Here is a 15,709-nt window from a genome sequence, read left to right as displayed (position 1 = left end):
CCCTGAACTATTTTATGAAATGGAGTAGTTCAGGGTTTTTTAGAGCTTTTTAAGAAGGAAGAGGCAGCAATAAATAATCATAGCAATTTTGTATGAAATGAATTTTGGCTATTACTCATTTATCTATACTAAAGCAGGCAATTAAAGTTTGTTTTTTTTATATATTATATATAATGCTATATAACTAATCTTTTCATAAATTGATTGTATTTAAGAATTATTTATGACTTAATACTTAAATTTTTATTTTTTTATAAATAAAATGGAATAATTGCCCATAAAATTATATAAAAAGAAGGGGAATGGAATGGAGATTTTTGTTGGTAGACAGCCAATTCTTAATGCTAAAAAAGAAGTTATTGCTTATGAATTATTATATAGAAGTAAAGATTTAAATGAATTTCCTAATATTGATTCTGATACTGCTACAGCAAAAGTGCTAGTGAATACGCTCCTCCTTTTTGGTGCAGAAAAAGTGATGAAGGACAAGCCGGTTTTTGTGAATTTTACTGAGAATTTATTATATAGCTCTATTTTCGATTGGTTAGATCCTACTCAAATAGTAATCGAGATATTGGAAGATATTGCGATTACAAAAAAGCTGACTGAACGAGCACGAGAGATAAAAGCAAAAGGCTTTCAAATTGCACTAGATGATTTTATTTTAAATGAGCAAATAGAAGAATACGACGAACTATTTCAATTTATCGATTATATTAAAATCGATTTTTTATTGTCCCCTATAGAAGAGCGTTATAAAGTCGAGAAAAAAGTAAAGATGCATTTCCCACATATTCAGTTACTTGCAGAAAAAGTAGAAACATATGATGATTTTCATATTGCTAAAAATTCAGGATATACACTATTCCAAGGTTATTTTTTCGAAAAGCCGCAGACTTTGACTGGCGCGAGTATTCCGTCAAATACAATTCAATATTTAAATACATTAGTATTGTTAAATGACGAAGAGCCGAATGTTCAATTAGTAGCTGAAAGTATAGAAAATGATTTATCGTTAACATATAAACTTTTACAAACAATCAATATTACAACTGCACAATCCAAATCAAAAATTCACTCGGTTAGACAAGCAATTATGATGATTGGTATTCCAAACTTAAGAAAATGGATTTATTTTATAGCAATGAGTGAGCAGCATTTTGGAGACAATGGAGATTTTTACAAGGAGATTATGCGTTCATCTTTATTTAGAGCAAAAGTTTGTGAAATGCTGGCAAAGCGTAATAATAAGAAAAATTCATCAGAATATTTTTTAACAGGTATGTTTTCATTAATTGATACATTATTGAAGAGCAATTTAGAAGATATTATAGAAAAACTTCCTTTATCAAACAATGTCATTCATACGCTTTTAGGCGATCCAACAGATATAACGCCTTATTTACAATTTAGTATTACACTAAGTAAGCTAGAGTGGGATAAGCTTGAGGAAATGGGAGCGCCTTTGGGTTTGGATGCTTATGAAATGGATGAATTGTATAGTGAAGCATCGACTTGGGCTGATAAATTATTATAAAAAGAAACTACATTGAAAGCATTATGCACTTTTCAATGTAGTTTCTTTATCGATATAAGGGCGTGCAAAAACCCTCGCGTTATTTAAACGTTTCATTATAATTAGTAGCTTGTCGTAATGCTCGTTCCTCAATTGGAATACGAACAAAGAGCATGACTATATTTAATATAGTAAAAAGAAATGCAGTGAAGTAAGCTTGGAACATGAAAGGCAGCAGGAAAAGCTCTAGGCTAACAACAAGATAATTAGGATGACGCAAAAAGCGATAAGGCCCTTTGCGAACAACGTTAGCATTTGGCAAAATCAAAATTTTAGTATTCCAAAAGCGACCTAAGGAATGGATACACCATATACGTACAGCTTGCACGAGCAGAAACAGCAATAGCAATATCGGGAAAAAGGAAGATAGCGACGTTTTTTTGAACGTTATTTCTAGCAGCAGAACAATAAAAAAGCTGCTATGCAATGCAAGCATAGATGGATAATGTGATGTCCCAACCTCATAGGCTCCTTGTGCACGAAGCCAACGCTCATTGCGCTGGGCAATAAACAGCTCTGCTAAGCGTTGTAAAATAATAATTCCTATAAATAAATAAGACACCTTTATGCCCCCCATTTCACTAAGACAGCTTCCCCACAAAAGCCAGGACCTAAGGCAACGAGTAAGCCGAATGCATCAGACGTCCTATTTTGTAGCATAAATTGTTCAAGAACGTACAGCACAGTAGGTGATGACATATTGCCATATTGCTGCAAAATAGTGCGAGCAATAGCGGTGTGCTCGACTGTTAATGTTAGTGCTTTTTCATAAGCCTCCAGCACTTTTTTTCCACCTGGATGGGCAATAAAATAAGAAATATCCCTTGCGGTTAAATATTGCTCCTCTAAAAACGCTGTAATAAATGGATGAAGCCAGCTATCGATAATTGCTGGAATGCTTTTTTGAAAAATTACGTGTAAGCCACTATTTTGTATATCCCATCCCATTACATTTTCAGAATTAGGTAATAGTTTTGAAGCACTATGAAGAATATGTGGCACAGCGCCCTGTAATTCCACATTTGCTCGGTCTCCGCATATAAGGACAGCTGCGGCCCCATCTGCAAATAGCGATGCGCCAACAATATTGCTTTTACGTACATCCTCTGTTTGGAAGGTTAAGCTACAAAGCTCTACGCAAACGACAAGCACTTTCGCTGTAGGATATGCTTGACAAAAATCGAATGCTCGACTAATTCCTGCGGCCCCACCTGCACAGCCAAGCCCCCAGAGAGGGGTACGCTTTACTCGATCAGAAAAAGGCAATATATTCATAACATGTGCATCAATGCTTGGTGTAGCTAGCCCAGTTGTGCTGACAAAAATGATGGCATCAATATCAATTGGATCAATAGGTGAAGCAAGGAAATCGGTATTTGTTAGACATTGTTGAATAACTTCAACACTGTACTGGGTTGCTAGCTCCACATACAATTGATTGCGCTCTGCAAATGTGTGTGGAATGCGATGCCATTCAGCAGGAACGCAAAGCTGCCGAGTTTCAATGCCGCCGTTATCAAAAACTTGCAATAGCCTTTCAAGTCGAGGCATCTGTTTGTGAAAAAGGTCCTTTGTTAATTGTTGTGCATGCTGCTGTGTCAATGTATGTGCCATTTTATATGTACTAATTGAACAAATTTTAGGCATGTAAATTTTCCCTCCAATTCAAGTATGATGTAATGTATGCAACATGGAGCGGACAACATGCCTAACCGTTATAAAAGATAATATTATTCGTCTTACACAGTCTGTGGTAAAATGTATAGCATACTGTGTAAACGGAGGCGGCGTTTGTGAAGAAGTATTATGGAATAGCTATAATTGCTATTTTATTGGATCAAATTACAAAATGGATGATTGTTAAAAATATGGAACTTGGTGAGCGTATTGCGATTTGGGATCCGTGGCTCGGCTTATTATCACATCGCAATCGTGGAGCAGCATGGGGGATGCTACAGGGACAAATGTGGTTATTCACGATTGTAACAATTGGTGTGATTGTAGCAATTCTTTATTTTTTCTATACAGAGGCAAAAGGCAAGCCGTTGCTACAAGCAAGCTTAATGCTACTATTTGGTGGAGCTGTAGGGAATTTTATCGACCGCTTATTTAGAGGAGAAGTCGTTGATTTTGTCGATGTGCTTATTCCTATCATCAATTATGAATTTCCGATTTTTAACGTAGCGGATGCTGCATTGTCGATTGCAGTTGTTATGCTATTGCTTGCAGTAATTTTAGACGAACGACAACAAAAGAAAAAGGTGAAACAATGACAGTAGTCACATATACAATTGAAGTAGAACAAGTAGGCGAGCGTATTGATAAAGCGTTAGCAAGCTTACAAGAAGAATGGTCACGCTCGCAAATTAATAACTGGGTAACGGATGGCATTATAAAAGTAAATGGTGCAGCAGTGAAGGCGAAATACAAAGTAAAAGAGGGCGATGTCATCGAAGTGGACGTGCCTGAGCCAGAAACGTTAGAGGTAATTGCGGAAGAGCTAGATTTAAATATCATTTATGAGGATGCGGATGTTGTCGTTGTGAACAAGCCAAAGGGAATGGTTGTTCATCCAGCACCAGGTCATACGACAGGTACATTAGTAAATGGCTTAATGCATCATTGCAAAGATTTATCGGGCATTAATGGCATATTACGTCCAGGTATCGTCCATCGCATTGATAAAGATACATCAGGCTTATTAATGGTTGCGAAAAATGATGTTGCACATGAATCGTTAGTGAATCAGCTTGTAGAAAAATCAGTAACACGTAAATATACGGCTTTAGTGCATGGACATATAGCGCATGATAAAGGAACGATTGATGCACCGATTGGGCGCGATACGAAAGATCGTCAAAAGCAAGCTGTTGTTGATAATGGTAAACATGCTGTAACGCATTTCCAAGTTATTGAACGCTTCGGTGATTATACATTAGTAGAATGTCGCTTAGAAACAGGACGTACACATCAAATTCGTGTGCATATGCAGTACATCGGTTTTCCATTAGTAGGTGATCCTAAATATGGACCGAAAAAAACGCTGGATTTTGGTGGACAAGTGTTACACGCAGGTATTTTAGGCTTTATTCACCCTGTCACAGGTGAATATTTAGAGTTTTCGACGCCATTACCAGAGGACTTTGAGCAGCTGCTTACAGAGTTACGTCAATAGCTATTGACAGTAAACAAGCATAGTATTATAATAAACAGCAGTAAAAATAAATATTGCACCTTTAATGGCAGTCCAGAGAGGCTGAGAAGGTAACTTGTGAAGTGTAGGGGATTTTTGTGCGCAAAATTCTTACTACATGCTATTTCAACATGGAATTTTCAAACCTCTCAAGCAGCTGCTTGGGAGGTTTTTTGCATACTGAGAAAGGGGATCACAAATGTCAAACATTAATGTTTTACTTGATAGTGCTTCAATGAATCGTGCTTTAACACGCATTGCACATGAAATCATTGAGCACAACAAAGGGATTGACCAATGTATTTTAGTAGGGATTAAAACGCGCGGTGCTTTTTTAGCAAAACGATTAGCAGAGCGCATTGAAAAAATCGAAGGCAAGCCAATTCGTACAGGGGAGCTTGATATCACATTATATCGAGATGATTTAACAACAAAGCAGGATGAGGCAAGAGTACAGCAAGTTGCAATTGATTACCAAGTAAGCGAGCAAAAAATCGTGCTAGTGGATGATGTGCTGTACACAGGACGTACAGTGCGTGCGGCACTTGATGCGGTTATGGATTTAGGAAGACCCGCACAAATTCAGCTAGCGGTTTTAGTAGATCGAGGACACCGAGAGCTCCCAATTCGTGCTGACTATGTCGGAAAAAATATCCCGACATCCGGACAAGAACGCATTGTTGTTAGCTTGACAGAAGTGGATGGGCTAGATCAAGTAAGTATTCATAAAAATTAGGAGGAGCGATATGTCGAAGCCGCTATTAGATATTCATGAAAAGCCATCGGGCATTCAGTTAGTGACATTGAGCTTCCAGCATATGTTTGCGATGTTTGGCTCAACGATTTTAGTGCCAAAGCTAGTTGGTTTAAGCCCAGCAATCGCCTTATTAACAAGCGGAATTGCTACAATCGTCTTTCTATTAATTACACAGTTTAAAGTACCTGCTTATTTAGGCTCTTCGTTTGCTTTTATCGCACCAATATTGATTGCGGCAGGCGGATTAAAAAATGGTGAGAGTGTCAGCCCTGGAAATGCGATGATAGGAGCAATGCTCGTCGGAATTACATATGGGATAGTTTCATTAGTCATATGGAAGACAGGCTATAAGTGGCTGATGAATATTTTACCACCAATCGTGGTAGCACCAGTCATTATGGTTATCGGTTTAGGGTTAGCTGCAACGGCTGTCGATATGGCGATGAACATTACGGTGGAAACGCTTGATACAGCGACAGGTGAAATGGTGAAAGAAACGGTTTACAGCTTTAAGCATTTCACAGTAGCGCTAGTGACATTATTTTCTGCAATTATTTTCACGGTCTACTTCAAAAATATTTTAAGTGCAATGCCTGTTTTACTCGGCATCATTATCGGCTATCTATACGCGGTGATTCTTGGACTTGTCGATTTTACTGCGGTAGGTGAGGCAAAATGGTTTACACTGCCAGACTTTTTAATACCAGGTGTCCATTATGAATTTACGATTACCTCGACAATCTTTTGGGCGATGGTGCCAATCGTTATCGTAACATTGTCAGAGCATATCGGGCATCAGCTTGTGTTAGGGAAAGTAGTCAATCGCAATTATGTTAAAGACCCTGGTTTACATCGTTCGATACTAGGGGACGGGATAGGCACATTTTTGAGTGCTTTAATCGGTGGACCACCGAAAACAACGTACGGTGAAAATATCGGAGTTCTTGCGATTACACGGGTCTACTCAGTGTATGTCATTTTAGGAGCAGCGATTATAGCGATCGTATTCTCTTTCGTAGGCAAAGCGATGGCATTGATTGAAACGATTCCAACAGCGGTATTAGGTGGCATTTCGATTTTATTATTTGGGATTATTGCATCAAGCGGCTTGCGCATGCTTGTTGAAAATAATATTGATTTTGGCAACAACCGCAACCTAGTCATTTCATCTGTTATTTTAGTCATCGGTATCGGTGGCGCAGCATTTCACTTTACAGATGCCTTTAAAGTAGAAGGAATGGCATTAGCAGCAATTGTTGGGGTTTTATTAAATCTACTATTACCAGAGCGCGAAAAAGAGGTTGCAAATTTAGACGAAGAGTAAAAAGCACATTGTAAATGGAGGCATTCAAATGAAAAATTTATTATCCATGGAGCATTTAACAAATGAAGAAATTTTACACATATTAGAGCGAGCGAAAGCTTTTGAAAATGGTGAAGAGCCACAGTTAGCACGCTCCTACAATGTCGCTAATTTATTTTTTGAGCCAAGCACAAGAACGAAAACAAGCTTCGAAATGGCGGAGCGGCGCATAGGCTGTACAGTCATTCCGTTTGATGCGGAATTTTCAAGTGCATTAAAGGGTGAAACGATGTACGATACAGTAAAGACGCTTGAAATGATTGGGTTAGATGCAGTCGTAATTCGTGCAAAGGAAGATGAATATTACAATGAGCTGCTAGAAGGCATTCATTGCGCTGTGATTAATGCAGGAGATGGTGCAGGACAGCATCCATCGCAAAGCTTGCTTGATTTATACACAATTCAGAAGGAATTTGGCACATTCGAAAACTTAAATATTACGATTGTTGGAGATATTTCTCATAGTCGTGTAGCAAAATCGAATGCAGCTGCGTTAGTAAAGCTAGGAGCGAACGTTCGCTTTCTGTGTCCAGAAGAATGGGCAGGGCAATTTGAGGCGCATCATTCATGGGACGAGCTAATCCATGATAGCGATGTGATTATGCTATTGCGCATTCAGCATGAACGTCATTCAGTAAGCAGAAGCTTCTCAAAAGAAAGCTATCATGAGCAATATGGCTTAACAGTAGCGCGTGAGAAGCAAATGAAGGATGGAGCAATCATTATGCACCCTGCGCCGGTGAATCGCGATGTGGAAATCGCAGATGAGCTAGTGGAATGTGAGCGTTCGCGTATTTTCCAGCAAGTACGTAACGGCGTTTTTGCACGTATGGCAATTTTAGAAACAATTTTGAAGGGGAGAGAATAATATGACAACATTTATCTACAACATCAAAATGGTGAACGAAGCAAGCGAGCTAATAACGACAAGTATTACGATTGAAGAAGGCAAAATTACAGCAATCGGTGGCGAACAGCCAGCAGATGCACAAGTGATTGATGGGCAAGGCAATTTAGTGGCACCAGGCTTCGTTGATGTACATACACATTTACGTGAGCCAGGCTTTGAGCATAAAGAAACGATTGCAACAGGTACGGCATCTGCAGCCAAAGGTGGTTTTACGACAATTTGCGCCATGCCAAATACGAAGCCAGTGCCTGACTCAATTGAAAACATGCAATTGATTAATGGCTTAATTAAAGAGAGTGCTGTTATTCGCGTATTGCCATACGGCTCATTAACAAAAGATATTTCAGGTGAAGTACGTACAAATATGGAAGAGCTAAAAGCACAGGGCGCAGTGGCCTTTTCAGATGACGGTGTCGGCATTCAACTAGCAGCAACAATGTATGAACAAATGAAGGAAGCGGCTCGCATTGATGCGGTTGTAGTTGCACACTGTGAGGATAACTCACTAATTTATGACGGCGTGATGCATGAGGGTAAACGCAATAAAGAGCTTGGCTTGCCAGGAATTCCGTCAATTTGTGAATCGGTACAAATCGCACGTGACGTATTATTAGCGGAAGCGGCAGGCGCTCGCTATCACGTTTGTCACGTATCGACAAAGGAATCTGTACGTGCAGTACGCGATGCAAAAGCGGCAGGTATTTGCGTGACAGCAGAGGTTTGTCCACACCATTTACTGCTTGAGGAAATGGACATCCCTTCAGATGATGCGAACTGGAAAATGAACCCACCATTACGTGCGATAGAAGATAAAGATTCCTTACATGCGGCATTGTTAGACGGCACGATTGATTGTATTGCAACAGACCATGCACCACATACAGTAGAGGAAAAATGCTGTGGTATGGTAGGCGCGCCATTCGGTATCGTTGGCTTTGAAACAGCATTCCCACTTTTATATACAAGCTTTGTAGAAACAGGAAAATGGACATTAAAGCAATTAATTGATTGGATGACAGTGAAGCCTGCTCAAATTTTTGATTTACCATACGGTACATTAACAGTAGGTGCGTCAGCAGACTTAACAATCATTGACTTAAACAAAGAGCAAACAGTTGATGCAGAAGGATTTGTTTCAAAAGGTCGCAACACGCCATTTAACGGTTGGGTAGCAAAAGGCTGGCCAGTATTAACGATGGTAGAAGGTAAAATCGCATTCGAGGAGGCACAATAAGTATGAAGAAGCGTTTATTAATTTTAGAGGATGGTACAGTATTTAGCGGTACTGCATTTGGTAGCGACAAAGCATCACAAGGTGAGGTTGTCTTTACAACAGGTATGGTAGGCTATCAAGAAACATTATCAGATCCTTCTTTCTATGGACAGATTGTTACATTGACATATCCTTTAATCGGAAACTACGGTATTAATCGTGACGACTTTGAAAGCATTACACCAGCGATTCGCGGCTTTGTTGTGCGTGAGCTAGAGGAGCATCCATCAAATTTCCGCTCTGATACAACATTAAACGACTATTTAACTAGCCAAGATATCCCGGGGATTGAAGGCATTGATACGCGCAAATTAACCCGCATTATTCGCTCAAAAGGTGCGGTACGTGCCATTTTAACAGCGGCAGATGAAGAAGTAAATGTAGATGAAATCGTTGCACAATTACAAGCAACACCATTGATTACACATCATGTAAAAGAAGTATCACCAAAAGCAGCATACCCATCTCCAGGTCGCGGTCAGCGCGTTGTGGTAATGGACTTTGGTATGAAACACGGTATTTTACGCGAGTTAAATAAACGCGATTGTGATGTTTTAGTAGTACCTTACAACACACCAGCAGAGCAAATTTTAGCGTGGCATCCAGATGGTGTCATGCTGTCAAATGGCCCTGGAGACCCTGCGGATGTAACAGAGGGTGTTGAAACAATTAAAAAATTAATCGGTCAAGTGCCGATATTTGGAATTTGCTTAGGTCACCAGCTATTCGCATTAGCGAGCGGTGGAACAAGCTTTAAATTACCATTTGGACACCGCGGAGCGAACCACCCTGTAAAAGACTTACGCACAGGTCGCACAGAATTGACATCACAAAATCATGGTTACGCGATTGATGTAGAATCATTAGCGAATACAGATTTAGAAATTACACATATTGCATTAAATGATGGGACAGTTGAAGGCTTACGTCATAAAACACATCCAGTATTCACAGTGCAATATCACCCTGAAGCTTCACCAGGCCCAGAAGACTCAAATCATTTATTCGATGAATTCATTGACATGATGGAAGCAGAAAAGGAGAAAAAACATGCCTAAACGTACAGATATCAACACAATTTTAGTAATCGGCTCAGGTCCAATCGTCATCGGTCAAGCAGCAGAATTTGACTATGCTGGTACACAAGCTTGTTTATCATTAAAAGAAGAAGGCTACCGTGTTATTTTAATTAACTCAAATCCTGCGACAATTATGACAGATACAGAAATTGCAGATAAAGTATATATCGAGCCAATTTCATTAGAATTCGTTTCACGTATTTTACGTAAAGAGCGCCCAGATGCAATTTTACCAACGCTTGGTGGGCAAACAGGCTTAAATATGGCGATTGAGTTAGATGAATCGGGTATTTTAGAGGAGCTAGGCATTGAAATTTTAGGAACAAAGCTTGATGCCATTCATAAGGCGGAAGACCGCGATTTATTCCGTAATTTAATGTATGAGCTAGGCGCACCAGTACCTGAATCAGATATTATTCATAACTTAGATGAAGCGAAGCGCTTTGTTGCCAAAATTGGCTACCCAGTAATCGTACGTCCAGCCTTCACTTTAGGCGGTACAGGCGGTGGTATTTGTCACAATGACCAAGAGCTAGAGGAAATCGTAACATCAGGCTTAAAATATTCACCAGTGACACAATGCTTACTTGAAAAGTCAATCGCAGGCTTTAAGGAGATTGAATATGAAGTAATGCGTGATGCAGCAGACAATGCCATCGTTGTATGTAACATGGAAAACTTTGACCCTGTTGGTATTCACACAGGTGATTCTATCGTTGTTGCACCATCTCAAACATTATCTGACCGCGAATATCAAATGCTGCGCAATATCTCTTTAGATATTATCCGCGCACTAAAAATCGAAGGTGGCTGTAACGTCCAATTAGCGTTAGACCCAAATAGCTTCCAATACTATGTAATCGAAGTAAACCCACGTGTTTCTCGCTCATCTGCATTAGCTTCAAAAGCAACGGGCTACCCAATTGCCAAGCTAGCAGCGAAAATCGCAGTAGGTTTAACATTGGATGAAATTAAAAACCCTGTAACAGGCTCAACATATGCTTGCTTTGAGCCAGCACTTGACTATATCGTTGCAAAAATTCCACGCTGGCCATTTGATAAATTCGAATCAGCGAAGCGTAATTTAGGAACACAAATGAAGGCAACAGGCGAAGTCATGGCACTTGGTCGTACATTTGAAGAGGCATTGTTAAAAGCAGTACGCTCACTTGAAACAGGTCATGTCCATATCGAAATGAAGCATGCGGAAGAATTAACAGACACATGGATTGAAAAACGTATTCGCAAAGCAGGTGATGAGCGCTTATTCTTCATCGGTGAAGCATTGCGTCGCGGTGTGACAATCGAGCAAATTCACGAATGGTCAGCAATTGACTTATGGTTCTTGAAAAAAATGGAAAAAATTGTGACAATGGAAAGCACAATAGCTGCCAATAAAAATGACAAAGACATCTTGCGCACAGCAAAACGCTTAGGCTTTGCAGATAAAAAGATTGCAGAGCTTTGGGAAACAACAGAAGCAGCAATTTACGCATTCCGTAAAGAAAACGGCATTATCCCTGTTTATAAAATGGTAGACACATGTGCGGCAGAATTCGAATCACAAACACCGTACTTCTATGGGACATACGAAGAGGAAAACGAATCAGTGCGCTCTGATAAGCCATCTGTTGTCGTACTAGGCTCGGGTCCAATTCGTATCGGTCAAGGTGTAGAGTTCGACTATGCAACAGTGCATTCTGTATGGGCTATTCAAGAGGCAGGCTATGAGGCGATTATTATTAACTCAAACCCTGAAACTGTCTCAACAGATTTCTCGATTTCAGATAAGCTGTACTTTGAGCCATTAACAATTGAAGATGTTATGCACATCATCGATTTAGAGCAACCAATCGGTGTAGTGGTGCAATTCGGTGGACAAACAGCAATTAATCTAGCAGATAAATTAGAAGCAAACGGTGTGAAAATTTTAGGTACGACATTGGAAGATATCGACCGCGCGGAAAACCGCGATAAATTCGAGCAAGCGTTACAACAATTGGATATTCCACAGCCTCCTGGTGATACAGCAACTTCAGCAGAAGGGGCAATGGCGATTGCTGAAAAGCTTGGCTTCCCAGTGTTAGTACGTCCATCATATGTACTTGGTGGTCGCGCAATGGAAATTGTTTATAACATGGAAGAATTAGCGCATTATATGGAGCATGCAGTAGAAGCTTCTCCAGACCACCCAGTATTAGTTGACCGCTATTTAACAGGTCAAGAAATCGAGGTTGACGCAATTTGTGACGGTGAAAATGTTTTAATTCCAGGTATTATGGAGCATATTGAGCGCGCAGGCGTTCACTCAGGTGACTCGATTTCTGTTTACCCACCGCAAAAATTAACAGCTGCACAGCAAGAAACGTTAGTAGATTACACAACACGCTTAGCTAAAGGCTTAGGCATCGTTGGTTTAATGAATATTCAATATGTTATGAGCGAAGGCGAAATTTACGTAATCGAAGTAAATCCACGCTCATCACGTACAGTACCGTTCTTAAGTAAAATTACGAACATCCCGATGGCCAATATCGCAACAAAAGCAATTTTAGGTCAATCAATTCCAGCACAAGGCTACCCAACAGGCTTAGCACCAGAGCAACCAGGCGTATTCGTTAAAGTACCGGTATTCTCATTTGCGAAATTACGTCGCGTAGACATTACATTAGGACCTGAAATGAAATCAACAGGTGAAGTAATGGGGAAAGATGCAACATTAGAAAAAGCGCTTTATAAAGGCTTAGTAGCAGCTGGTACAGAAATTAAAACATACGGTACAGTATTATTTACGGTATCGGATAAAGATAAAGAAGAAGCAATCGCCATTGCAAAGCGCTTCTCAAAAGTAGGCTACCGTATTATGGCAACAGAAGGTACAGCACGTAGCTTCGAGGCAGCGGGCGTACGCACAGATGTTGTTGAAAAAATCGGTGCAAAAGGTAAAACATTAATTGATGTTATTCAAAATGGCGAGGCACAATTAGTTGTTAATACATTAACAAAAGGCAAACAGCCAGCGCGTGATGGCTTCCGTATTCGCCGTGAGTCAGTCGAAAATGGTGTGCCATGTTTAACATCATTAGATACAGCAGAGGCAATGCTGCGTGTCATTGAATCCATGACATTTACAGCAGAAGAAATGCCAAAGGCGGAGGTTAAACATTCATGATTCAAAGTGAACGTATGACAGTCGTTCGCCAAGCAAAAATTGCTCATAATATTTTCGAGCTTGTATTACAAGGAGAACTAGTCCAGGATATGACGCCTGGGCAGTTCGTCCATGTCAAAGTATCGGATACATTGGAGCCACTATTGCGCCGACCAATTAGTATTGCGGATGTCAACAAGCAAGATAGCCAGTTTACGATGATTTATCGTGCAGAGGGTCGTGGAACAGAGGTGCTATCATTAGCAGCTACAGGTCAAAAGGTAGATGTGTTAGGTCCACTTGGTCACGGCTTCCCAGTTGAAGCTGTGCCAACGGGCGGCACAGCGCTATTAGTAGGCGGAGGAATCGGTGTACCACCGCTGCATGAGCTATCGAAGCAGTTGAATGCGCGTGGTGTACGCACAATTCATGTACTTGGCTTCCAATCGGAAAATGTAACATTTTATGAGGAAGAATTTAGCAAACTAGGCGATACGTATTATGTAACGGTAGATGGGACAAAAGGGACAAAAGGCTTTGTCACAACATTGCTGGATGAGTTAAAGCCAGAATTTGATGCATTTTACTGTTGTGGACCGCTACCAATGCTAAAGGCGATGGAAAATGCCTACCCAGAAAAGGAAGGTTATTTATCATTTGAAGAGCGTATGGGCTGTGGTATCGGCGCTTGCTTCGCTTGCGTTTGTCAAACGACAGATCAAGTGGAGAAAGATTACGTAAAAGTGTGCTCAGATGGGCCAGTATTCCCGAAAGGAGTTGTCCAACTATGAGCCGCATTAACTTAGAATTACCAGGACTATCGTTGAAAAACCCGATTATGCCAGCATCAGGCTGCTTTGGCTTTGGTCGCGAATATGCACAGCTTTATGATTTGTCAAAGCTAGGCGCAATCATGATTAAGGCGACGACGCTTGAAACACGCGCAGGTAATCCAACACCACGTGTAGCAGAAACCGCGGCAGGGATGTTAAACGCAATCGGCTTGCAAAATCCTGGTCTTGAAAAAGTAATGAACGAAGAATTAAAATTTTTAGAAGGCTACGATGTGCCAATTATCGCCAATGTAGCAGGAACAGAAGTGTCTGATTATGTAGAGGTAGCACGTCAAATTTCTACTGCACCAAATGTCAAAGCACTTGAATTAAATATTTCCTGTCCAAATGTTAAATGTGGTGGTATTCAATTCGGTACAGACCCAGCGACAGCACAGGAATTAACAGCCGCTGTTAAGGCCGTATCGAGCGTTCCTGTCTATGTGAAACTATCACCAAACGTAACGAATGTTGTAGATATTGCAAAGGCAGTAGAAGCAGGCGGGGCAGATGGTATTACGATGATTAACACATTAGTTGGCATGCGTTTACACGAAAAAACAGGAAAGCCCGTTATCGCAAACGGTACTGGCGGTTTATCTGGTCCAGCCGTAAAGCCAGTTGCGATTCGCATGGTCTACGATGTCTACAAAGCAGTCGAAATTCCGATTATCGGCATGGGCGGCATTACGAATGCACAGGACGTCATCGACTTTATGTCGGCAGGTGCATCGGCTGTAGCAGTTGGCACAGCGAACTTCGTCGACCACTTCGTTTGCCCAAATATTATCGATGCATTGCCAGCGAAGCTAGATGAGCTAGGTGTAAGCCATATTTCAGAGATTATTGGAAGGAGTCACCGCTAATGAATAACAAACCAATTATTGCACTCGACTTTCCAAGTGAGAAAGAAGTGTTTAGCTTTTTACAGCAATTTAATGAGCCATTGTTCGTGAAAGTCGGCATGGAACTTTATATGCAGGAAGGTCCAAGCATTGTGAGCAAAATCAAGGAGCAAGGACACGCTATCTTTTTAGACTTAAAGCTTCATGATATTCCAAACACAGTGCAATCTGCAATGAAAGGTTTAGCGCGTTTAGGCATTGATTTAATCAATGTCCATGCAGCGGGTGGCAAATCAATGATGGAAGGCGCTTTAGAAGGCTTAGAAGCTGGTACAGCAGCGAGCAACAAGCGCCCAGCATTAATCGCTGTGACACAATTAACATCAACAACAGAAGAGCAAATGCGAGATGAGCAAAAAATCGCTTTATCTTTACAAGAGTCGGTATTGCATTATGCGAAGCTAACAAAAGAAGCAGGCTTAGATGGCGTCGTATGTTCGGTACATGAGGCAAAAGCAATCGCAGATGCTTGTGGCGAAGACTTTTTACGCGTAACACCAGGCATCCGCATGCTAGGTGGCGATGCTCATGACCAAAAGCGCATCGCAACACCGGATGGCGCAAAACGTGACGGTTCTTCATTAATCGTTGTAGGGCGCGCAATTACAGGCGCAGCAAATCCAGTTGAAGCATACAAAGAAGTTCGTCAATTATGGGAGGCAAAATAAC

The 15,709-nt window shown here is 40.6% G+C and carries 14 protein-coding genes; 12 read left to right on the top strand and 2 right to left on the bottom strand.

Annotated elements, in window-relative coordinates; genetic code table 11:
- Nucleotides 1-307 precede the first annotated feature (307 nt).
- Nucleotides 308-1,537, top strand: coding sequence for an EAL and HDOD domain-containing protein (locus R6U77_RS19390; RefSeq protein ID WP_319836868.1), 1,230 nt, complete (start codon nucleotides 308-310; stop codon nucleotides 1,535-1,537).
- Between the two features lie 79 nt (nucleotides 1,538-1,616).
- Here R6U77_RS19390 and R6U77_RS19385 read toward each other — a convergent pair whose 3' ends face one another.
- Both R6U77_RS19385 and R6U77_RS19380 read right to left on the bottom strand, forming a co-directional pair.
- A complete protein-coding gene (locus R6U77_RS19385; RefSeq protein WP_319836867.1) occupies nucleotides 1,617-2,153 on the bottom strand; it encodes an isoprenylcysteine carboxyl methyltransferase family protein in 537 nt (178 codons plus the stop codon).
- Nucleotides 2,141-3,223 (bottom strand): type III polyketide synthase, encoded by a 1,083-nt coding sequence (locus R6U77_RS19380; RefSeq protein WP_319836866.1) that lies wholly within the window; start codon nucleotides 3,221-3,223, stop codon nucleotides 2,141-2,143. Before R6U77_RS19380 ends, R6U77_RS19385 begins: the two co-directional genes overlap by 13 nt.
- 146 nt (nucleotides 3,224-3,369) lie before the next feature.
- Here R6U77_RS19380 and lspA point away from each other — a divergent pair, with 146 nt between their 5' ends.
- The 11 genes from lspA (at nucleotide 3,370) to pyrF (ending at nucleotide 15,708) form a co-directional block, all read left to right on the top strand.
- Nucleotides 3,370-3,849 carry a signal peptidase II gene (gene lspA / locus R6U77_RS19375; protein ID WP_319836865.1) on the top strand — a complete coding sequence of 160 codons (480 nt, stop codon included), beginning with the start codon at nucleotides 3,370-3,372 and terminating at the stop codon, nucleotides 3,847-3,849.
- The gene (locus R6U77_RS19370) at nucleotides 3,846-4,751 is read left to right on the top strand and encodes an RluA family pseudouridine synthase (protein ID WP_319836864.1); all 906 of its coding nucleotides are present in this window, start codon (nucleotides 3,846-3,848) and stop codon (nucleotides 4,749-4,751) included. The genes lspA and R6U77_RS19370 overlap by 4 nt, the downstream gene beginning before the upstream one ends.
- 217 nt (nucleotides 4,752-4,968) lie before the next feature.
- On the top strand, nucleotides 4,969-5,505 hold the full coding sequence (pyrR, locus tag R6U77_RS19365) for a bifunctional pyr operon transcriptional regulator/uracil phosphoribosyltransferase PyrR (RefSeq protein ID WP_319836863.1): 537 nt from the start codon (nucleotides 4,969-4,971) through the stop codon (nucleotides 5,503-5,505).
- Nucleotides 5,506-5,515: 10 nt separating this feature from the next.
- A complete protein-coding gene (locus tag R6U77_RS19360; protein WP_319836862.1) occupies nucleotides 5,516-6,850 on the top strand; it encodes a uracil-xanthine permease family protein in 1,335 nt (444 codons plus the stop codon).
- Between the two features lie 28 nt (nucleotides 6,851-6,878).
- Complete coding sequence (locus R6U77_RS19355; RefSeq protein WP_319836861.1) at nucleotides 6,879-7,757, top strand: aspartate carbamoyltransferase catalytic subunit; 879 nt, start codon at nucleotides 6,879-6,881, stop codon at nucleotides 7,755-7,757.
- Nucleotide 7,758: 1 nt separating this feature from the next.
- The gene (locus R6U77_RS19350; protein WP_319836860.1) at nucleotides 7,759-9,033 is read left to right on the top strand and encodes a dihydroorotase; all 1,275 of its coding nucleotides are present in this window, start codon (nucleotides 7,759-7,761) and stop codon (nucleotides 9,031-9,033) included.
- Nucleotides 9,034-9,035: 2 nt separating this feature from the next.
- The gene (locus tag R6U77_RS19345; protein WP_319836859.1) at nucleotides 9,036-10,130 is read left to right on the top strand and encodes a carbamoyl phosphate synthase small subunit; all 1,095 of its coding nucleotides are present in this window, start codon (nucleotides 9,036-9,038) and stop codon (nucleotides 10,128-10,130) included.
- Nucleotides 10,123-13,323 carry a carbamoyl-phosphate synthase large subunit gene (carB, locus tag R6U77_RS19340; RefSeq protein WP_319836858.1) on the top strand — a complete coding sequence of 1,067 codons (3,201 nt, stop codon included), beginning with the start codon at nucleotides 10,123-10,125 and terminating at the stop codon, nucleotides 13,321-13,323. The genes R6U77_RS19345 and carB overlap by 8 nt, the downstream gene beginning before the upstream one ends.
- Nucleotides 13,320-14,093 carry a dihydroorotate dehydrogenase electron transfer subunit gene (locus R6U77_RS19335; RefSeq protein ID WP_319836857.1) on the top strand — a complete coding sequence of 258 codons (774 nt, stop codon included), beginning with the start codon at nucleotides 13,320-13,322 and terminating at the stop codon, nucleotides 14,091-14,093. Before carB ends, R6U77_RS19335 begins: the two co-directional genes overlap by 4 nt.
- Nucleotides 14,090-15,001 carry a dihydroorotate dehydrogenase gene (locus R6U77_RS19330; protein ID WP_293922040.1) on the top strand — a complete coding sequence of 304 codons (912 nt, stop codon included), beginning with the start codon at nucleotides 14,090-14,092 and terminating at the stop codon, nucleotides 14,999-15,001. The genes R6U77_RS19335 and R6U77_RS19330 overlap by 4 nt, the downstream gene beginning before the upstream one ends.
- A complete protein-coding gene (pyrF, locus tag R6U77_RS19325; protein WP_293922038.1) occupies nucleotides 15,001-15,708 on the top strand; it encodes an orotidine-5'-phosphate decarboxylase in 708 nt (235 codons plus the stop codon). Before R6U77_RS19330 ends, pyrF begins: the two co-directional genes overlap by 1 nt.
- The last annotated feature ends 1 nt before the right edge of the window (nucleotide 15,709 follow it).

Origin of the sequence: Lysinibacillus louembei, assembly GCF_033880585.1 — a bacterium.
Classification (GTDB): domain Bacteria; phylum Bacillota; class Bacilli; order Bacillales_A; family Planococcaceae; genus Metasolibacillus; species Metasolibacillus louembei.
Note: the sequence above shows the minus strand (reverse complement) of the source record. Positions and strands in the feature narration are given on the sequence as shown.

What these genes read in the sequence shown, in the direction of transcription:
- pyrF (WP_293922038.1), top strand. Translation starts at nt 15,001, where the DNA reads ATGAATAACAAACCAATTATTGCACTCGACTTTCCAAGTGAGAAAGAA.
- R6U77_RS19360 (WP_319836862.1), top strand. Translation starts at nt 5,516, where the DNA reads ATGTCGAAGCCGCTATTAGATATTCATGAAAAGCCATCGGGCATTCAG.
- R6U77_RS19370 (WP_319836864.1), top strand. Translation starts at nt 3,846, where the DNA reads ATGACAGTAGTCACATATACAATTGAAGTAGAACAAGTAGGCGAGCGT.
- R6U77_RS19350 (WP_319836860.1), top strand. Translation starts at nt 7,759, where the DNA reads ATGACAACATTTATCTACAACATCAAAATGGTGAACGAAGCAAGCGAG.
- R6U77_RS19335 (WP_319836857.1), top strand. Translation starts at nt 13,320, where the DNA reads ATGATTCAAAGTGAACGTATGACAGTCGTTCGCCAAGCAAAAATTGCT.
- R6U77_RS19380 (WP_319836866.1), bottom strand. Translation starts at nt 3,223, where the DNA reads ATGCCTAAAATTTGTTCAATTAGTACATATAAAATGGCACATACATTG.
- carB (WP_319836858.1), top strand. Translation starts at nt 10,123, where the DNA reads ATGCCTAAACGTACAGATATCAACACAATTTTAGTAATCGGCTCAGGT.
- R6U77_RS19330 (WP_293922040.1), top strand. Translation starts at nt 14,090, where the DNA reads ATGAGCCGCATTAACTTAGAATTACCAGGACTATCGTTGAAAAACCCG.
- R6U77_RS19385 (WP_319836867.1), bottom strand. Translation starts at nt 2,153, where the DNA reads ATGGGGGGCATAAAGGTGTCTTATTTATTTATAGGAATTATTATTTTA.
- pyrR (WP_319836863.1), top strand. Translation starts at nt 4,969, where the DNA reads ATGTCAAACATTAATGTTTTACTTGATAGTGCTTCAATGAATCGTGCT.
- R6U77_RS19345 (WP_319836859.1), top strand. Translation starts at nt 9,036, where the DNA reads ATGAAGAAGCGTTTATTAATTTTAGAGGATGGTACAGTATTTAGCGGT.
- R6U77_RS19355 (WP_319836861.1), top strand. Translation starts at nt 6,879, where the DNA reads ATGAAAAATTTATTATCCATGGAGCATTTAACAAATGAAGAAATTTTA.
- R6U77_RS19390 (WP_319836868.1), top strand. Translation starts at nt 308, where the DNA reads ATGGAGATTTTTGTTGGTAGACAGCCAATTCTTAATGCTAAAAAAGAA.